Annotated in this window: 13 protein-coding genes and 1 pseudogene; 8 read left to right on the top strand and 6 right to left on the bottom strand. The window is 61.8% G+C overall.

The genetic code is table 11. The features are described 5' to 3' along the window. Positions 1-219 precede the first annotated feature (219 nt). The 4 genes from rpmH (at position 220) to mnmE (ending at position 3,912) form a co-directional block, all read left to right on the top strand. A complete protein-coding gene (gene rpmH / locus FRAAU_RS16245) occupies positions 220-354 on the top strand; it encodes a 50S ribosomal protein L34 (RefSeq protein WP_014404614.1) in 135 nt (44 codons plus the stop codon). Between the two features lie 12 nt (positions 355-366). After that, on the top strand, positions 367-750 hold the full coding sequence (gene rnpA, locus FRAAU_RS16240; RefSeq protein ID WP_014404613.1) for a ribonuclease P protein component: 384 nt from the start codon (positions 367-369) through the stop codon (positions 748-750). 73 nt (positions 751-823) lie between these two features. Further along, entirely contained in the window at positions 824-2,503 is a 1,680-nt protein-coding gene (gene yidC, locus FRAAU_RS16235) for a membrane protein insertase YidC (protein ID WP_014404612.1), read from the top strand. A gap of 68 nt (positions 2,504-2,571) precedes the next feature. Continuing rightward, positions 2,572-3,912 (top strand): tRNA uridine-5-carboxymethylaminomethyl(34) synthesis GTPase MnmE, encoded by a 1,341-nt coding sequence (gene mnmE, locus FRAAU_RS16230; protein WP_014404611.1) that lies wholly within the window; start codon positions 2,572-2,574, stop codon positions 3,910-3,912. 246 nt (positions 3,913-4,158) lie between these two features. Here the strand turns inward: mnmE and FRAAU_RS18060 are convergent, their stop codons facing one another. The 4 genes and pseudogenes from FRAAU_RS18060 to FRAAU_RS17355 form a co-directional block, all read right to left on the bottom strand. Then, positions 4,159-5,259, bottom strand: a complete 1,101-nt coding sequence (locus FRAAU_RS18060; RefSeq protein ID WP_014404610.1) for a helix-turn-helix domain-containing protein — start codon at positions 5,257-5,259, stop codon at positions 4,159-4,161. 1,754 nt (positions 5,260-7,013) lie between these two features. Continuing rightward, positions 7,014-7,448: pseudogene (locus tag FRAAU_RS16710) on the bottom strand (helix-turn-helix domain-containing protein); the annotation flags it as partial. A 152-nt stretch (positions 7,449-7,600) separates the two neighbouring features. Beyond that, positions 7,601-10,513 (bottom strand): serine/threonine-protein kinase, encoded by a 2,913-nt coding sequence (locus tag FRAAU_RS16215; protein ID WP_014404607.1) that lies wholly within the window; start codon positions 10,511-10,513, stop codon positions 7,601-7,603. A 192-nt stretch (positions 10,514-10,705) separates the two neighbouring features. Then, complete coding sequence (locus FRAAU_RS17355; protein ID WP_156803450.1) at positions 10,706-10,993, bottom strand: hypothetical protein; 288 nt, start codon at positions 10,991-10,993, stop codon at positions 10,706-10,708. Positions 10,994-10,995: 2 nt separating this feature from the next. Here FRAAU_RS17355 and FRAAU_RS16210 point away from each other — a divergent pair, with 2 nt between their 5' ends. The 3 genes from FRAAU_RS16210 (at position 10,996) to FRAAU_RS16200 (ending at position 14,299) form a co-directional block, all read left to right on the top strand. Then, positions 10,996-11,547 carry an ECF-type sigma factor gene (locus tag FRAAU_RS16210; protein WP_014404606.1) on the top strand — a complete coding sequence of 184 codons (552 nt, stop codon included), beginning with the start codon at positions 10,996-10,998 and terminating at the stop codon, positions 11,545-11,547. 358 nt (positions 11,548-11,905) lie between these two features. Then, on the top strand, positions 11,906-12,613 hold the full coding sequence (locus FRAAU_RS16205; protein ID WP_014404605.1) for a PP2C family protein-serine/threonine phosphatase: 708 nt from the start codon (positions 11,906-11,908) through the stop codon (positions 12,611-12,613). Positions 12,614-12,922: 309 nt separating this feature from the next. Continuing rightward, a complete protein-coding gene (locus FRAAU_RS16200) occupies positions 12,923-14,299 on the top strand; it encodes an MBL fold metallo-hydrolase (RefSeq protein WP_014404604.1) in 1,377 nt (458 codons plus the stop codon). Between the two features lie 16 nt (positions 14,300-14,315). Here FRAAU_RS16200 and FRAAU_RS16195 read toward each other — a convergent pair whose 3' ends face one another. After that, a complete protein-coding gene (locus tag FRAAU_RS16195; protein WP_014404603.1) occupies positions 14,316-14,966 on the bottom strand; it encodes an alpha/beta hydrolase in 651 nt (216 codons plus the stop codon). After that, positions 14,963-15,775: a DODA-type extradiol aromatic ring-opening family dioxygenase gene (locus tag FRAAU_RS16190; RefSeq protein WP_014404602.1), complete on the bottom strand. Its 813-nt coding sequence runs from the start codon at positions 15,773-15,775 to the stop codon at positions 14,963-14,965. Before FRAAU_RS16190 ends, FRAAU_RS16195 begins: the two co-directional genes overlap by 4 nt. A gap of 625 nt (positions 15,776-16,400) precedes the next feature. On the opposite strand from FRAAU_RS16190, the gene FRAAU_RS16185 reads away from it, so the two are divergent. Next, positions 16,401-17,201 (top strand): SDR family oxidoreductase, encoded by an 801-nt coding sequence (locus FRAAU_RS16185; RefSeq protein WP_014404601.1) that lies wholly within the window; start codon positions 16,401-16,403, stop codon positions 17,199-17,201. Positions 17,202-17,601 lie beyond the last annotated feature (400 nt).

Genomic DNA, 17,601 nt, shown 5'->3' with positions numbered 1-17,601 from the left:
TCTTATCCACAGCCTCGAAATCGCGTCTGTATCGGTGGACGCACCATTCTAGCAGCAGCTTGTGATGACAAGACACAAACCGGACACAGAGATATCCACACCGATGTCCACACAGCCCTCCACAGCTCTCTCCACAGGCCGCAGCGAGGGGGTTTGACAAGGTGCCGTTTTTCAGGTCACAATTTCGACCCTTTTACCAACCCAATTTAGGAGGAAGCCATGAAGCGGACCTACCAGCCCAGCAAGCTCAAGCGTGCTCGCACCCACGGCTTTCGCGCCCGCATGGCCACTGCCGATGGTCGCAAGATCATCAATGCCCGCCGTGCCAAGGGTCGCAAGCGTCTGATCCCGTAATCGAGCGTTGCGATGAAGGGTGACGCTGATCTGCCGCGCACCGCGCGGGTGTGTAGCGCCGCTGATTTCGCCGCCCTGCGTCAATCCAGCGGTCGCCTCGGCGGCCGCTGTTTTCATGCCCGGTATCGGGACAATGCCTTGGGTCAGGCGCGTCTGGGCCTGGCGATTTCCAAGCGGGTATCCAAGCGGGCGGTTGAACGCAATCGCATCAAGCGCCTGCTGCGCGAGTCATTCCGTCGCGTTCGCCATGAATTGCCGGATGTCGATCTGGTGGTGATGGCTCGTGATCAGGCCTCCGGTGTGCCGGGGCGGGTGTTGCTCGATGAAATGGATCTGCTGTGGAAAAAGCTGCGGGCGTTGAAGCCTGCGGCGCCGGTCGGCACAATGGCGCGCTGACTGCGCCGTATCCTCCCACCGAGTTGGCGGACGCGAACTTCGTCCTGCTCCACTTTCTGGATCCGTTTCCGCGATGAACCAAACGCGTACTTTTCTGCTGTTCGCCTTGATGGCTGTGGCCTATTTCCTGTGGAATGCCTGGGAAAAGGACTATGGTCCTCAGCCTGCGGCTTCATCGGTCGCGGCCAATGCTCCGGATGTCGACGTCGCTCCGACCGCGGCGATTCCCGGTCAGGATACGGCAGCAGCGACTCCCTCCGGTGCCGGCCAGCTGGTGACGCTCAGCAATGATGTGCTGCGGCTGACCATCGATACCCGTGGCGGCAATATCGTCAAGTCCGAGCTGCTGGACTTCACGGCGACACCCCGGACGCGCAAGAACCCCGATCCTGCGCCGACCACCCTGCTGGACAACAGCCGTGACGACATCTATGTCGCCCAAAGCGGCTTGGTCAGCAATGGCGGTGCTGCGCCTGATCATCATGCCTTGTTCCATGCCGCCCAGAGTCAGGTCAAGCTGGCATCGGGTCAGGATTCGGTGCGTCTGGATCTGGACTGGCAGAGCCCGAACGGCGTCAAGGTGGTCAAGAGCTATGTGCTGAAGGCCCACAGTTATGTGGTCGGCTTCGGTCAGCATATCGACAATGGCGGCAGCACGCCCTGGCAGGGCAATGCCTACGAGCAATTGCAGCGGATGGCGCCGGTGGAAGACCACGGCTGGTGGAAATCACTGACCGATCCCTCGTCGCACAGCTTCTTCGGCGGCGGCTGGTACAGTCCGCAGGACAAGTTCCAGACCTTGGGTTTCGACGCTTTCAAGAAGCATCCGCTGAACCAGGCCACGATCGGTGGCTGGATCTCGATGCTGCAGCATTATTTCTTTGTCGCCTGGATTCCCGCTGCGGGTGAAGCAGATACCTTCAGTACCGCCATTCTGGGGCCGGACAGTGCGCGTCCCAGCTATATCCTGCGTGCGGTGAGCCCTGCCATCAGCGTGGCACCGGGGCAGAGCTACCAGCACGAGGCGAGGATCTATATCGGTCCCAAGCTGCAGGGCACCCTGGACGCCGTGGCTCCCGGCCTTGATCTGACCACCTATTATGGTTGGTTCACCCTGATCGCCCAGCCGCTGCACTGGCTGCTTTCCAAGCTGGAAGCGCTGTGCGGCAACTGGGGCTTGGCCATCATCCTGCTGGTGCTGGTGATCAAGGCGGCGATCTGGAAGCTGACCGCGCTGCAGTTCTACTCGGCGGCCCGCATGCGCAAGCTGCAGCCTCGTGTCGACGCGCTGAAGGAGCGCTACGGCGACGACAAGATGAAGATGCAGCAGGCCATGATGGACCTGTACAAGAAGGAAAAGGTCAATCCGATGGCCGGCTGCCTGCCGGTGCTGATCACCTTCCCGGTCTTCATCGGCCTGTATCGTGTGCTCTCGGAAAGCGTCGAACTGCGGCAGGCGCCGTTCTACGGCTGGATCCATGATCTGTCGGTACAGGACCCCTATTTCATCCTGCCGGCATTGTATGTGCTGGTGATGCTGGCCACCCAGTGGCTGACCCCGCCGCCTGCTGGCATGGATCCTGCCCAGGCCCGGATGATGAAGTTCATGCCGCTGCTGTTTGCGGTGGTCATGGCTTTCTTCCCCGCCGGTCTGGTGCTGTACTGGATCATCAACGGTGGTACCAGCCTGATCCAGCAGTGGATGATCATCCGCCGCGTGGAGCAGGCCGATACCAAGCTGCGGATATCCTGACGCTGCCCCGATGACGCCGCCTTCGGGCGGCGTCATCGTTTGCAGCCTGCCTTGCCGGAATCACCTCCATGTCATCTGCCGATACCATCGTCGCCATTGCCACCGCGCCGGGACTGGCCGGCATCGGTGTGGTCCGCGTCTCCGGGCCTGAGGCGGGCCGGATCGGCGAGCACTTGCTGGGCCAGCGGCCCAGACCGCGGCACGCCCATTACTGCGGCTTTCACGACGCGGCTGGTGAACTGATCGATCGTGGCATCCTTCTGTATTTCCCCGGGCGCGGTTCCTATACCGGGGAGCCGGTACTCGAGCTGCAAGGCCACGGCAACCCGCTGCTGCTGGATCAGGTCCTGCAACGTTGCCTTCAGCTTGGGGCCCGCTGGGCACGGCCTGGAGAATTCACCGAGCGCGCCTTTCTCAATGGCAAGCTGGATCTGGCCCAGGCCGAAGCCGTGGCCGATCTGATCGCGGCACGTTCGCAGAGCGCTGCCCGTGCGGCCTTGCGTACGCTGGAAGGCGACTTCTCCGATCAGGTGCAGGGGGTTTTCGGCGCCTTGGTCGAAGCTCGCGTGCACATCGAGGCGGCCATTGATTTTCCTGAAGAGGAAATCGATTTTCTTGCCGATCCGGCGATTGCCGCCCGGTTGTCTGCCTTGCATGATCAGGTCGGGCAGCTGCTCGCGGCATCACGCCGCGGACGTCGACTCAGTGACAGTGGCCGGGTGGCGCTGATCGGTCGTCCCAACCAGGGCAAGTCCAGTCTGCTGAATGCATTGGCGGGCAGCGATCGGGCGATTGTCACCGCCACCGCAGGTACTACTCGCGATGTATTGCGCGAAAGCATCAGCCTGGATGGATACAGCCTCGAGCTGGCCGATACGGCCGGCCTGCGTGACAGCGAGGATGTCATCGAGCGCGAGGGCATGGCTCGTGCCAGCCGTGAGCGGGCCATCGCCGATATCGTGGTGCTGGTGACCGATGCGGCCCATGCCGAGGCGGACCTGGCCTTGTTCGAAGGTACGGATCCTGCCGCGGCTCGGATTGTGGTGATCAACAAGATCGATCTGTCGGGTTTGCCGGCGCGCAGCGATGTGTTCGGTGATGCCCGCCGGGTCTGGTTGTCAGCCCGCAGCGGCGAGGGTATGGTCCTGCTGCAGCAGATGCTGAAGGATCTGGCCAGCGCCCAGGCCGGTGACGGCGATTACAGTGCTCGTCGTCGCCATGTACTGGCGCTGGAAACCGTGCTGAGCCATGTCGAGGCAGCCCAGACCATGGTCCGGGTCGAGCGCAGTGGCGAGCTGGCCGCCGAGGAGTTGCGCGCTGCGCAGCAGATACTGGGCGAAGTCACTGGCGAGTATCATAGCGACGATCTGCTGGGTGCCATTTTCGGTTCGTTCTGCATCGGCAAGTAGTCCTGCAGCTGCCGGTGACCAGTAGTCGCTTCGAACCTGCAGGGCGCTTCAGGCATGCCGGCCCGGGGCCGACTCATGCAAAGGCCGGTGCGTGTCGTCGCCGGGGCAGTGACTGACGCGAAGCCGGGCGGCCAGATCGTCACTGGAGATATCTGCGACTGATTGTGCTGCAGATCATCCGCTTCGGCGGGCAGCTGTCGCATCGCGGCGTAACTGAACTCCAGGCGGCATGACAGACCATCCAGTTCAGGTAGCTAGCATGTTGATTTCATCATGGGTCGAAAAACGGCTTTTTCCATACAGATTGAAGGGCTGTTCGAGTGCCGTTTTCCGCAGGTCGCGCGGAGTGATGTCAAACGCCATCCGGAATGCCCGGGAAAAAGTCGATGCGTCGTTGAAGCCCAGATTGAAGGCGAGTGGAAGAATATCGATACGTGGATTTACCATCAGTTGGCGTGCCGCGGCGCGCAGGCGTTGATTTCTTATATAGGCGGCTATACCACCATCCTCCTGGAAGATCCTGTAAACGCTGGCGCGTGAAAGGTGGAGCGACTCCAGCACGCTTTCAGGCGAAAGCATGGGGTCATGCAACCTGGACTGCACGTGGCGGCGGACCTGCGCGTAGACAGCGGCGCGTACCGCTGCCTGCCCATTGCCATCCAGCCCGGCCTGGCGCCCATAGGCCGTAACCAGGATCTGCAACGCCGTGTCGAGATCCGCCTGCATTTTTTTGGCGCTGAGTACGGAGATATCACGACGCACGGCCAGCAAGTGGTCGCACAGCAACCTCAGCAGCGGCTGTTCCGCACGGAGCCAGCGCCCATGCAGGGATGAGGCATCGGGAATGAACTTCTCCACCGATTTCCGCGGTGCGAACAGCAGCAGCATGCGACTGTCGAAGCTGTGGATGGTACAGGCCTGGGCCATATCCAGCGCCAATACAGCGGGAGCTGCATCGGGAGGCGCCGAAGCCTTGCCTGAGCGGCCGCCAAGGTATTGTGCGGGTCGACCTTCAAGAAAGAGACTGAAGCTGATGTCGTCGATGCTTTCGGTCGAAACTCTGGCCAGCGATCGTACGGCCAGATTGGCCCCGGTATGGATTTCCAGCAGACTGAGCTGCTCGATGCTGTGGCGGGTGACCGAAGCATGGAATGTATCCATGGCCCTGGCGGATGGAGGCTGCACGTCGTAGACCGGTCCCATGCGTTCCTGCCAGTTCCGAAAGCTCTGGCCCGCATCACCCTTTACGCTGAAATGGCTGTGCACGACACCATTGCCGGAAGGTGGCAGCAATGCGGCAGGTATGGCCTTGGGAAGAGGGCCGTCGATCAAGTTCGTGGTGCTCATCGGGACGTGTCAGGAATGGGCGATATCGGTCCGATCAGGCGGTCAGGTTGCAGCTGCCGCAGATTGCTCGAAGACGGCTCAGCATAACAGTGTTGTCTGCGGCAGCGCAGTGCCCATGCCGGCCCGGAAGCGACGACTTGCGATACAGGATATGGAGTCGGTCGGAGCCTGACAGCAGGACTTTCTTGTCGATGGCCGAATACATCGTGCCGTATGTTGGGGGTGGTGGCGGGAGCGGCCTTTTCGCTGGCGGCCGCTGGACCGGCATGTTGCCGGCGAACACGGAGAAATGCTGCGGGCAGCGAGCCTGTTTCGACTGAGCTGCATCAGAACGAGCATTTATTCGTGCGGCAACAGGGAAGAGCATGCCCTGTCCGGCGACGGGCCCAGCAAGAGGGGGCAGGCGGTGCTTGCCGCGCAGGCCAGGCACATCAAGCTTGCGATGGCGTCCAAGCCATCGCCGGCAAGCGCCCGAGGGGCGCCCGGACAGCAAAGGTTTCCCCGAGTTGCCTCGGCTGCCGTCGGTCAGGGAGCTGGCCAACCAGCATGCCGCCCGTGCAGTGTGATGGGGTTGCAAAGGAAAGCTGCCGGTTCCAAAGCCACCGCCTTCAACATGGCTGCGTGCATGGTCTGGGTTTGTCGTCCGGACGGGCACGGATCGAGACGGGGCCAGACTGGGATCCCATCTGTGGATAAGCCTGTTGATAAAAGGTGTTCCGTCAGCCCGGGGAGAGGTCAATGGCTGAAAGAGGAGGCATGGGGCCGGGGATGCCGCCCGCGCCTTCCGACGGGCACTCACTCAAGTGGCCTGTGTCCGCCTGCCGTTTCCATACGTACCAGGTCGGGCGTGATGGGTGCTGAAGCGCCTGGAAATGAATCGTTTACTGGGACCGTTGCGTGCCGGACAGGGCTCGGCAGCCTCTGGAGCCTGTGCGGACTGTTCAGGCTCGTTTTTCTTCGGAGGTATGACTCCATGGAGAGTTGGCTGCACAAGGTCTGTGTTGCGAGGTACGGCACAAATGTGCCCATAGTGATCGCATGGCGAAGGGCCATCGACAAAAAACGCGGACACAAGTCGTATCAAGTGGGCGATCGTTGCCAGTGACTCCGACCGTTGTATTCATCAACGTGTTCTTCAGGTGCGCAGCGCTCGATGGCCTCGATCATGACTTGCGTGGGACGCAGGCGGTGGAGGAGCCCTGGTTTGACTGCATGGCGCAGGTCCCTGGCCCGACTTCTCGCCATGGCCTCCGGCTCAAGTACAGGGCATGACGAGCGGAGGCATCGACTCGCAGATCACCGGAACCGATGCTTGGATGATCCTGTGCCGGCTTATATAACCGGCTTGCGGCTGATTCGTGTCGCCGGTGAATTCCGGCATCATGCCGGATCGTAAGATGGATCGAGCCCACGACCTGCCTTTGACAAGGCAGTGACAAGCCTGGTCGGAACGAGCCATGAAGTCATGATGCTCCATGTATTGGTAAATTTATGACACTATATATGTCTAGACGTATAGATGTATTTACGTATAGATGTATTTATATATTGGATAACGCCTTTTTGAGGCGTTCTTCCTGGGCGCGCTCGGCGTGCGGTGCTGCGCATTCTTATGTATATATGGAGCTCATGATTGAGTCAATCAACTGATTTGCATGGGGTTGATTGCCAGGGTGCGATGCCTGTCCCGTGGTGTTTTTTCCTTGTGAAAAACTGACCGTCTGCTGCTGGGCGGCGGCATGGACCCCGGGAATCGCCGGTGGGTGGTTTGCCGTGCTGCATTCCAATGATCTGCAGCGGGCTCGCCATTGCGTAGGAGATTGGCCGAACTTGTTCTGGAAGGCTCGCTGGAATTGCCGTTCGGATCCGAAGCCCAAATCATACAGCAGCCACGTGATGCTGGATGCCGGGTACAAGCGCAGTTGGGTATGCGCCAACTGCAGGCGTCGGTCCCGGATATAGTTGGCAATGCCACCCCGGGACTGGAACAGGCGGTAGAGGCTGGCGCGTGACATATGAAAGCGTGCTTGAAGATGTTCACTGCACAAATCAGGATCGCGGATATGCTGGTCGACAAAAGCAAGCAGGCGCTGGATCTGCAGGTGGCGTGAAGCGGCCGTCGAGTCGGCCGCCGCCGGAGAGGCTGTCAGGGGGAGCTTGGGGCTGGGTGAATGCATGGCCTGCTTCATGAAACGCCTGGTGTAGGAGGGGTCTATCTCTACAAGGCGAGACGCGGCTGCGAATTCCATCACTTGCCCGCTGCAGTTTGGGGAGAGGGCGGGCATGCCGGGCTGTCATGTCTCGAGAACAAGCTGCTGTCATCGAGAGTCAGGTGGATGGTTCAGCCATGACGGCTTTTTTGAAGCGGAGTGAAAAGGCCGGGCGCAGGTGCTGGCAAATCACCTGAATCGATGGCCGGCAATGGCTTGCCTGTGGCCAGTTTCTTGCGCAAGTCCTGCATGATGTGGACAAAATCGGAGTCTGGTGCCACTTCCAGCAGTTTGCCCTGTGCTCGCTGCAGTTCCTGACGTGCGGCGGCCTGCTGACCATCGGCGAGCAGAGCCTGGGCCCAGATGATGCGCCATTTGGCGGTGGCGGTGGAGTCTTTTCCATAGTGCCGGGCGAAGGACTGCACGACGCTGCCCCAGTCGCGTGCCGCGGCCCTGACATCGCCTTTCCATTGGGCCAGCCTGGCTGTCTCCATCATCCAGCTGAGCCACAAGACGGGCGCGGGGTGCTGGTGCTGTCGAGCCAGCCGGTCGAGGATCTGCCGTGCCTCGTCGAACTGGCGTGCGTGAATCTGCCATTCGGCCAGGGCCAGATCCATGTATACCCGTTCAGGCGCATCCGGCGGGAGCCGGTTTTTCTGGATGGCGATGACCCGATCCAGCATCGGGCGGGCAGCTGCCAGCTTGCCTGCGCGGGTCAGTTCCCGGGCCAGTCCCCATTCCATGGACAGGCTGTCCGGGTGGTCCGGCCCCATGACGGCGCGGGCGATCGTCAGGGCCTGGCGATAGCGGCGCTCGGCTTCGGGCAGGTCACCGCGAGCTTCTTCCATGACACCGCTGCCGAACAGGGTGGTGGCGTAATCGCGGCTGAGGGTGCCGTCCAGCAGGGCAATCGTTTGCAGCGCGTGGTCGAAATGACGGCTTGATGCAAGGTAGTGGCCCAGATCCAGATCCAGACCTGCCAGCCAGGTTTCCGCATCAATGGTCCGATGACTGTGCGGTCCGTAGAGGTGGCTGGTGAGGTGAAGCTCCTGGTCGGCCAGCCGGGTCGCCCGCTCGACGGTACCCAGCTGATAGACGGTCATACCGTAGGCATCCAGACTCAACTGGTATTCGAAGCTGTCGGAGCCATCCTGGGTCTTCGAAATGGCCATGGCCCGCTCCAGCAGTGCTTGCGAGCGCAGCAGCAGGCCTTGCTGCCGGTACAGGATGCCGAGATTGCGCATGGCTTCCAGGACCTCGTGTCGGCTGGCCTCGTCGCTTGCCGCCACATGCGTATCGAGAATCTGCTGCAATCGCGCTTCAGCCTGCTCGTGTCGGCCCTGTCCAGCCAAGGCCAGGGCCTGGGCCTGCCAGATCTGCAACTGCACTGCGGGGGCGGGAGCGAGGCTGTGGGCCTGCTGCAGCAACCGGCTCGCCTGATCAGCCAGTTCTGCGGCTTTGCCATACTGTGCCTCACGGCTTTGCAGGATCGAGAGCCGGGCATAAGCGGAGGCCGCGTGGATGGGATGTCCGTTGCGCTCCAGTCCGGCAGCACCTTGTTCCAGGAGGCCTGCGGCGGTCTTGGGCTGGCCGAGGTTCTGATAGGCCTGACCCAGCACGGCCTGAAGCTGCGCGCGCAGGGACGGTGCGTTTGGCAGGCTGCTGTTGATGCGGGCTACGGCCTCATCCAGTACATCCCGCGCACTGAGCATGCGCTTGTCGTCATGCCGGTTTTCAGGATCGACGGCCTGGAACGAGCTGATAAGGACCTCGCTGACCTGATTGGTGATGGCTGCGTTGGCAATGGCCTCACGCTGGGTCAGGATCAGTCGGATCAGCAGCAGTCCGCACACCACCGTGGCGACGGAGATCGGCAGCAGCGAGCGCCAGTGACGGCGCAGCGACAGGCTGACTCGATGCAGGCGGGCGCCGGAACGGGCGCGTACCGGTCGATGCTGCAGATAACGTTCCAGGTCGTTGGCCAGGGCTTCGGCGCTGCTGTAGCGCATGCCGGGAGCAGGGGCACAGGCGCGGGTGACGATGGCATCGAGATCACCTCGCAATTGTCGACGCAGTTTTGGTGCAAGGCCCGGCCACAGACTCGGCGCGGCTGCGGCCGGATCACTCATGGGCATGGGAGGGCGTTGCCCGCTGAGAGTCTGGGCCAGCAGGACACCGAGACTGAATACATCGGAGGCGACGCCGACGATATCACCATGCAGCAGTTCGGGGCTGGCATAGGTCGGACTGGCGAAGGCCGGTCCGACCGCGCCGTCCGCGTCCAGCAGATCGATCAGCCGCGCGATGCCGAAGTCGAGCAGTACAGGCTTGCCGGCCGCGTTGATCAGAATATTGCCGGGCTTGAGATCGCAATGCACGATCAGCTGGTTGTGGGCGGCATGGACGATGCGGCAGATCGCTGCCAGCAGGCGTATGCGGTCCGGCAGCGATAGCGCAGTGGCATAGGTATCCAGGGGTATGCCCTCGACATATTCCATTACCATATAGGCTTGGCCGTGGTCTGCGACGCCGGCGTCGTACAGCCTTGCAATGCCCGGAATTTCCAGTCGGCCCAGGATTTCCCGTTCCCTGCCCGGATGACTGTGCAACAGATGCTGGTAGCGGGGGTGCAGGAGTTTGAGTGCCACTTGGCGGGTATAAAGCTGATCCGCGCGTACGGCGAGGTAGACGACCCCCATGCCGCCTTCGCCCAATACCCGCTCCAGTCGCCAAGGGCCCAGTTCCCGTCCCAGCAGAGCATCGGGTGCAGATTCAGGCAGGAGGTGATCCATGGACTTTTTCAGACGGCTGAAATCCAGGGTCCTGACCTGCAAAAGATCCAGCGTGCCGGCAATGTCGGCGGCATCGTGACTGAGTGCATTGAGCGCACTGGACCACTGTTCGGGAGGCAGTCCGCATACCTGGTCGAACAGTTGACTGACCCGGCGCCAGCGATTCAATTCATGCCCGTCCGGGGTCTGAGACCTTGATGTGCCGATATTGACCTTGCCATCTTTATCGGCCGGCTGTCCGGTTTTATCCATGGGAGACTCGACGTCCGGGCCAGGGCGCTCCTCGGTGCCCGGAGTCCAGGGAGTGGCAACGTGGAGCGGGCATGCAGTCTGTTCCTGAATAACTGGTGCCGGCATGCCCCGGCAAGATGATCTGCAGGGTTTCAGCTTGGGCTGTTTTCTGACCTTATATATTGCCACACGATTATAATATAAGTGGCATATTCAACCGATCCCTTCGATGGCAAAGGGAATGGAGCTCAGATGCCGCCGGCAGGTGTGTTTTTCTGCAGTCGGCGCCTTTTCTTCGGTCAGGGATGAAAAGTGGCGCGGTCCGGGATTGGCATCGATCCATTGAAGGTGGATCGATGCCAGATCCCGTTTCCCATGGACCGGAGCTTTGCTGCGACATGCATGGCCAGGCGGCTTCGAAGCGATTTTTGCAAATGCATTTGCAATCCTGTTTCTAAGGCGTAGATTGAATCGAGCGCCTATCTCCGGAACAGGATTCATTTATGCTTGCCACCTCTGACGATGATCAGACGCATTTGATTTCACGCTGGCAGACAGGCGATGCTCTGGCGGGTGCTTTGCTGGCACGCGAAGCCTATGAGCAGCTGCATCGGTTGGCGGTTCGCCAGCTGGCGGGCGAATCTCGCACTCAAATGCAACCTACGGAACTGGTCAATGAGGCCTGGTTGCGTCTTTCCGCCCGGCGAAGCAGTTTTGAATCCCGCGAACATTTTCATGCCATCGCGGCCCTGCAAATGAGACATCTGCTGATAGATCTGGCGCGCAGGCGCGAGAGTGACAAGCGGCGTGGCCGGCAAGTCACCTTGACCGTGAGTCTGGTCGATCCCGGTCTGCCGGTGGCTGATTTGAGCGAGGTAGCCGCGGCCATGGATCAGTTGGAGCATATCGATGTCCGCAAGGCGCAGGTTTTCGCGTTGACGGAAATGGCGGGCTTCACCGCTTCTGAAACGGCCAGGTTGCTTGGTATTTCAACGCCGACCGTGGAGCGAGACCTGCGCTTCGCGAGAGCCTGGTTGACGAAACATTTGAGCTGACAGCGGTTGACCGTCCGGCAGCCATTTGGCCGGCCCCCGGGGCGGATACCTGTTTCCGGGGTCCTGATCCGGTTGCCCGATAAATGCCAGGGCTGACACGTGGGGCCGAGATAGTCAGAGGCCCGCTGGGTGATGGCGATGCTGACGCCGCAACGGCGACATCGGCTTGTAGCGGGAGGTACCAGGGCGGACGATATGGCCGCCGCAGACTCAGCTGGCTGAGCCCCGCTGTCGGGTCGGATGGGCATGGCCGGTGGATACTGGGCCCATCCTGGCCGGCGGCGATTCGTGGCCCGGGGACAGGATATCGGCAAGGCATGTGGATGGCAGTATCGCTCTGGGGGGCAGGTGTATGGTGATGCACGACCGGCAACGCTTGCGCGCAGCGGGGAAGACGATCGTCGGCAAGGTCCGCCCTCGCAATGAGGATGCGATTCTGGTGCGCGAGGAGATCGGTTTGTATGTAGTGGCCGACGGCATGGGGGGCCACGCTGCCGGCGATGTGGCCAGCACCATGATTGTTGCGCGCCTGGAGAGCTTGCCGCCATCTTCTGGTCTGGATGCGCTGCAGATTCAGGTCGAAGCGGTTCTGCAACAGGTCAATCGCGATCTTAGGACACTGGCGCGACAGCTTGGTGTGGTCGTGATCGGATCCACCGTGGCCGTCTTGCTGTGTGACGGAGTGCGGACGATATGCGGATGGGCAGGAGACAGTCGCATCTACCGGCTTCTGGAAGGAAATCTGCAACAGCTCACGCGTGATCATGTCATTGGCGAGCAGCAAGCCACGGGCCGGCGTATCGGTCCGGTCGGTGCACTGACCCGGGCAGTCGGCGCCTGCAGCCGGCTCGAAATGGAGTGGCTGGCACTGGAACATGGAGCCGGAACCCGCTATCTGCTTTGCTCGGACGGTCTCAACAACGACATCGGAGATGCCGGGCTGGAGGCCATCCTGCGGCAGTGCGAAAGCCCGTCCGATGGTGTCCGCCGACTGTTCGAGCGGATTTCCGGTGGCGAAGGCCGGGACAACATATCTGCGATCCTGGTGCAGGGCGGACTTGAATGAAAACATATGGACGTTTATTCCGTATTTCCGAAGGCTCCGGTCCGATGATCGGGTCATCCCGATATCTCGATCCATACTCTTGTAAAAGCCGATGACCGGGTTGCTCCCGGCCGGCACTGTTGCCGGATCCGTGATGACTGGCCGCGGACAGCACCATCATGTCCAGCCTGCCCGGAAGGCGTTCCGTGATGGACTTGCCGGCCGCAAAGCGAAGCAGGGACGGCTGTCGCCGGAGGGAGGGATAGCGGATATCATCGCCATCGATGATTCCTGTGCCCAGGGAGTCCGGACAGGTAATGGAGCAGGTGGATGGATGCGGATGTCGTCGTGCTGAAAGAGTCAGGTCCTCGTCTTGAATTCGTCAATCATGCCTCGGTATTGGTTTCGAATACTTCGCTGGGCCTGTTGACCGATCCCTGGTATTTCGGGCGTGTCTTCCATGAAGGCTGGTCGTTGCTGACTGAAACGACGGATGCCGAGATACGCGATCTGCTGCAGCGGACCGATGTGATCTGGATCAGTCACGAGCATCCGGACCACTTCTCGCCCCCGTTTTTCAAGCGTTATGGCGAGCTGATCCGCCAGCGGGGCATTCGCTTTCTGTTCCAGACCACACGCGATCAGCGGGTGGCAGGATTCCTGCGGGGACAGGGCTTCCCTGTGCAGGAGCTGGATGAAGATGAAGTGCTGGCCTTGCAACCGGGTTTTACAGTCCAGATCGTGAAGAACGACTTGTATGACTCGGCCTTGTTGATCGAGGTCGACGGGGTGCGGATTTTCAATCTCAATGATTGCCTGCTCAGTACCGATCAGGCGCTGGCCGATTTCCGGACATGTCATGGCGCCTGTGATGTGCTGCTGACCCAGTTCAGCTACGCGGCATGGAAGGGCGGCCCTGACCATCCGGCCTGGCGCAAGCGCGCGGCCCGTTCCAAGCTGGACGTGATGCGACGGCAGATGGAGCATTTGGGGGCCTCGGCATGCATACCTTTTGCAAGTTATGTCCGTTTCGGACATCGCCTGAACGCGTATATGAACGATGCGGTCAATCATCCTGGACAGGTACGGGATGAACTGGCTTCCAGCGGGGCCGAGGTGGTGGTGATGCGACCGGGTGAAGTGCAGTCGCTGCGGCGCTTGCGGCAGGATCAGGAAAGCCTGGCATTCTGGGATCAGCGTTATGCCGAGGCGGCGGCAGCACCGCTGGCCGAATATCCGCTGATGGATGGCCTGGACCCCTTGCGGGAGGCCATGTCGGTATATCAGTCCTGGGTATTCCGTGACAATAGCCGCTGGTTGATGCGCCAGGCACGTCGCTGGATGAAACTGCAGCCATTTGCGCCGACCCGGCTATGGTTGCTGGACCTGTCACTGGCCGTGGAGGTGGATCCTCTGCTTGGACGTCTGGACGTCGTTCCGCCCGATGACCTTGATCTGGCCATGCATTCGCGTTCGCTGGAATTCATCTTCCGTTTTCCGTTCGGCTTTGACACCTTGTTCGTCAACGGCTGTTTCGAGGAGCGCAGGCGGGGCGGTTTTGAGCGGTTCGCCAAATGCTTCGTGATCGGTAATCTCAATGCCATCGGCATTCACGTCGGACCGGGGATCATCCGGCACGGTGGCGTGCTGTCACTGTTGCTGAAGAAGATGCGGGCGGTTGGCGAGAACACCGCCCAGCCAGGCTGAGCGGTGCGGTACGGTGTCAGGCCGGCAGGGTCTGCTCCAGCCAGTGGCGAAAGTCCGCCCGCATTCCGGCCGTCAGCTCGTGGTCGGCGGGATAGCCATGCACGACATGCCTGACCTGATGGTGTTTCAGGCGTTGTTCCGAGCGTTCTGCCAGGCTGTAGGGCAGCTTGCTGTCATGGTGCCCGTGCAGGATCAGGGCCGAGCGCAGGCGCTGGCCGACATCGGCGGGAATCAGGTCTTCGATTTCCGGCAGGATCCGGCCACTCAGGATGGCGAAACCGGCAACGCTGTCCGGTGAGGTCAGGCCGACGCTGGCACTGAGAATACCTCCCTGGCTGAAGCCGGCGATGACGGTCTGGGCGGGCTCCAGGCCCAGCCGTTGTTGCTGCTCGGTGATAAAGCGGATCAACAGCTGGCGGCTGGCCTCGGCCTGTTCCGGCTGGATCACCGGCCCCTGAGGCGTGAATTGGACCTGGAACCAGCCATAAGCGCCGGGTCCGAAGGTCAGTGGTCCGGCGGGCAGAATCACGTGCAGGCCTGGATCCTGTTCCCGGGCCAGGCCCTCCAGACCGTGGGGATTGGCACCCACCCCGTGCAGCAGCAGCAGCAGACCGTGGGCCTGGCCGATGGCGGGGCGTTCAATGAAATGCAGTGTTTCGGGACTCATGCCGCTTTCTCGATAGTGGTTGTGCCGTCAAAACGGTAGATGTCCATGGCCAGCATGCCCATGTCGATGCCGGCATCGATACGGGTGGCACCGAGCGTGTCGCTACCGGCGGCGCCCATCGCGAAGTACAAGGGCAGCAGATGCTCGTCGGTGGGATGGGCGCGCTCGGCCTGCGGTGCCTGTCGGCGGTAGTCCAGCAGGGCGGGGATGTCATTGCGCTCCAATGCGTGTTCCACCCATTCGATGAAGGGGCGCACATAGGGGGCTTCGCGACCCTCGCCGTAGCCCGCCCTCCAGTCATGCAGATTGTGGGTGATGCTGCCGGAGCCGATGACCAGAATGTTCTCCTCACGCAGCGAAGCGAGGGCACGGCCCATCTCGAAGTGATGGCTCGGCCCTCGTCGCGGCTGGATCGACAGCGGTATCACCGGAATATCGGCTTGCGGGTAGAGCATGCGCAGCGGAACCCAGACACCATGGTCCAGACCGTGCTGCGGATCGATTCGGGCCTGAAGCCCGGCAGCATTCAGACGGTCGAGCACGCGGGCGGCCAGCGCCGGATCCCCGGCCGCCGGGTATTGCATCTGGTACAAGGCCGGTGGGAAACCACCGAAATCGTGTACGGTCGCCGGCTGCGCGGCACCACCGACCTGCGGTTCGTGGGCAAGCCAGTGGGCGGTGGCCAGCACGATGGCGTGCGGGCGGGGCAGATCGCGAGCCAGTTCGGCCAGCCGCTGGCCGACCAGCCCGGGTTGCAGGGCCGTCATGGGCGAGCCGTGGGAAATATACAGCGAGGGCAAACGGGGCACGAAAGCCTCCAGCAAGCAAGGGGTGGGGGGCGCCGAGCCGCCGAAGAGGATCCGCTGATCAGCCGGATCGGGTCTGGCGGGACCGGGACCATGATCGGTCTCTAGGATATGGCCTTGCCGGCGAGGTTAAATCCGTCTGGGCGGGATACTACGTTTCCAAAACGTGACCAATGCATATTCCGGACCGACTGCCGTTCGGTTCGCGGGAAATGTCGTTCATCGAGGCGATGTGAGGGTCGTTCAAGGATATCCACAAGCGGGTGGTGGCATATCTGACGACGATTTCCGAGGCAAGGTCCGGTCCGGATCGACGCACAGGCCTGAGCCCGGTTGTGCGGTCAGAGCTGATGGTCGAGCCGCAAAGCCCGCCATGGTGCGGTTTGTGGTTTTGACCGATGATGGCTTTCAATGCGCCACGGCTCAGCCCGAAGCCTTGCCGGAAGTGCTCGCGTGGTTGTCGCAAAGCCGTGACCTGACGTGACGCGGCACAGTTATCACCATAGTTATCCACAGGCGATGAGCGGGATGACAGTCCTCCCGGGCATCGCGGATGGCCGGCGCGAAGGCGAGTCTGGCGGCTGGTGGAATGGGAGGCGACAATGGTCGGAGATCCTGAGGCGGAAGCATGGCGATGAACGAACCTGGAGTGATGGCATGGCCGGCGGCGCCGCTGCAGGATCGGGTGGTGCTGATTACCGGCGGCGCCCAGGGCATTGGTCGCGGCCTGGCCGAGGCGGTGCTGGGGGCGGGGGGCAAGGTCCTGATCGGTGATCTGGATGCTGCGGCCGGCAAGGCCTGTCTGCAGGCATGGAAGTGTCCGGCTAGGGCACGCTTCCAGCGGCTGGACGTTCGCCGCGAACGCAGTGTCGAGGCCTTTGTAGCTGCGGGTTTGCGCCATTTCGGACAGATCGACGGGCTGGTCAACAATGCCGGCGTGGCCCAGGCCCATCAAGGGCCGATCGATACGCTCAGCTGGGCGCAGTGGAACCAGGGGCTGACCAGCCTGCACGGGGCGTTTCTGTGCAGCAAGCATGCCTTCGGGGCGCTGGACCGGAATCAGGGCGCGATCGTCAATATCGCCTCGACCCGGGCCTGGCAGTCCGAACCCCACACTGAAGCTTATGCCGCCGCGAAAGGGGGGCTGGTGGCCTTCACGCATGCGCTGGCGGTCAGCGCGGGGCCGCGGATCAGGGTCAACAGCATCAGTCCGGGCTGGATTGCCACCGACGCCTGGCAGGTCGCGACCAGGCGGCGACAGCCGGATTTGAGCCCCGCTGATCACGCCCAGCATCCGGTGGGTCGGGTCGGGGTGCCGCCGGATATCGCCCATCTTGCGGTTTATCTGCTCTCGTCCTTGGCGGGATTTGTCACCGGTCAGGATTTCGTGGTCGACGGAGGCATGTCACGAACCATGCACTATGTCTGACACGGGCTGATTCGCAACCTCATGCGCAAGCAGGTGCCGGGACCGAACGCTTGCAGGCCGTGCCGCGTGCGCCCCTCATTCATGTCCGGTGCAGGCAGGTGTCCTAGGGCCCGAAAGGCGCCGGACGCCGCCTCTCCGGGTGCTGCGATGCATCAATCCATGATGATGAAAGTGCTTATGATGCAAGTACTTCCCGTTCGTCTGCAGCTGCGCGGCATGGAAAGGCCATCAGCATGTCGTTGAGCCACGAAGCGGCTCGACGGGACGGGCAGGGGCAAAACTGCGGCCTGCGGTCCTGACTGATCCGGCTCCGACCGGCAAGGTCCGGTTCGCAATCGATTCATGGCCGGTTTTTCACTGTGCTAAATTCAAGGGCTTGGGTCTCGGTGTGTCGGCACGG

The organism is Frateuria aurantia DSM 6220, from assembly GCF_000242255.2.
Taxonomy (GTDB): domain Bacteria; phylum Pseudomonadota; class Gammaproteobacteria; order Xanthomonadales; family Rhodanobacteraceae; genus Frateuria; species Frateuria aurantia.
This window is presented reverse-complemented; position numbering and strand designations above follow the sequence as displayed.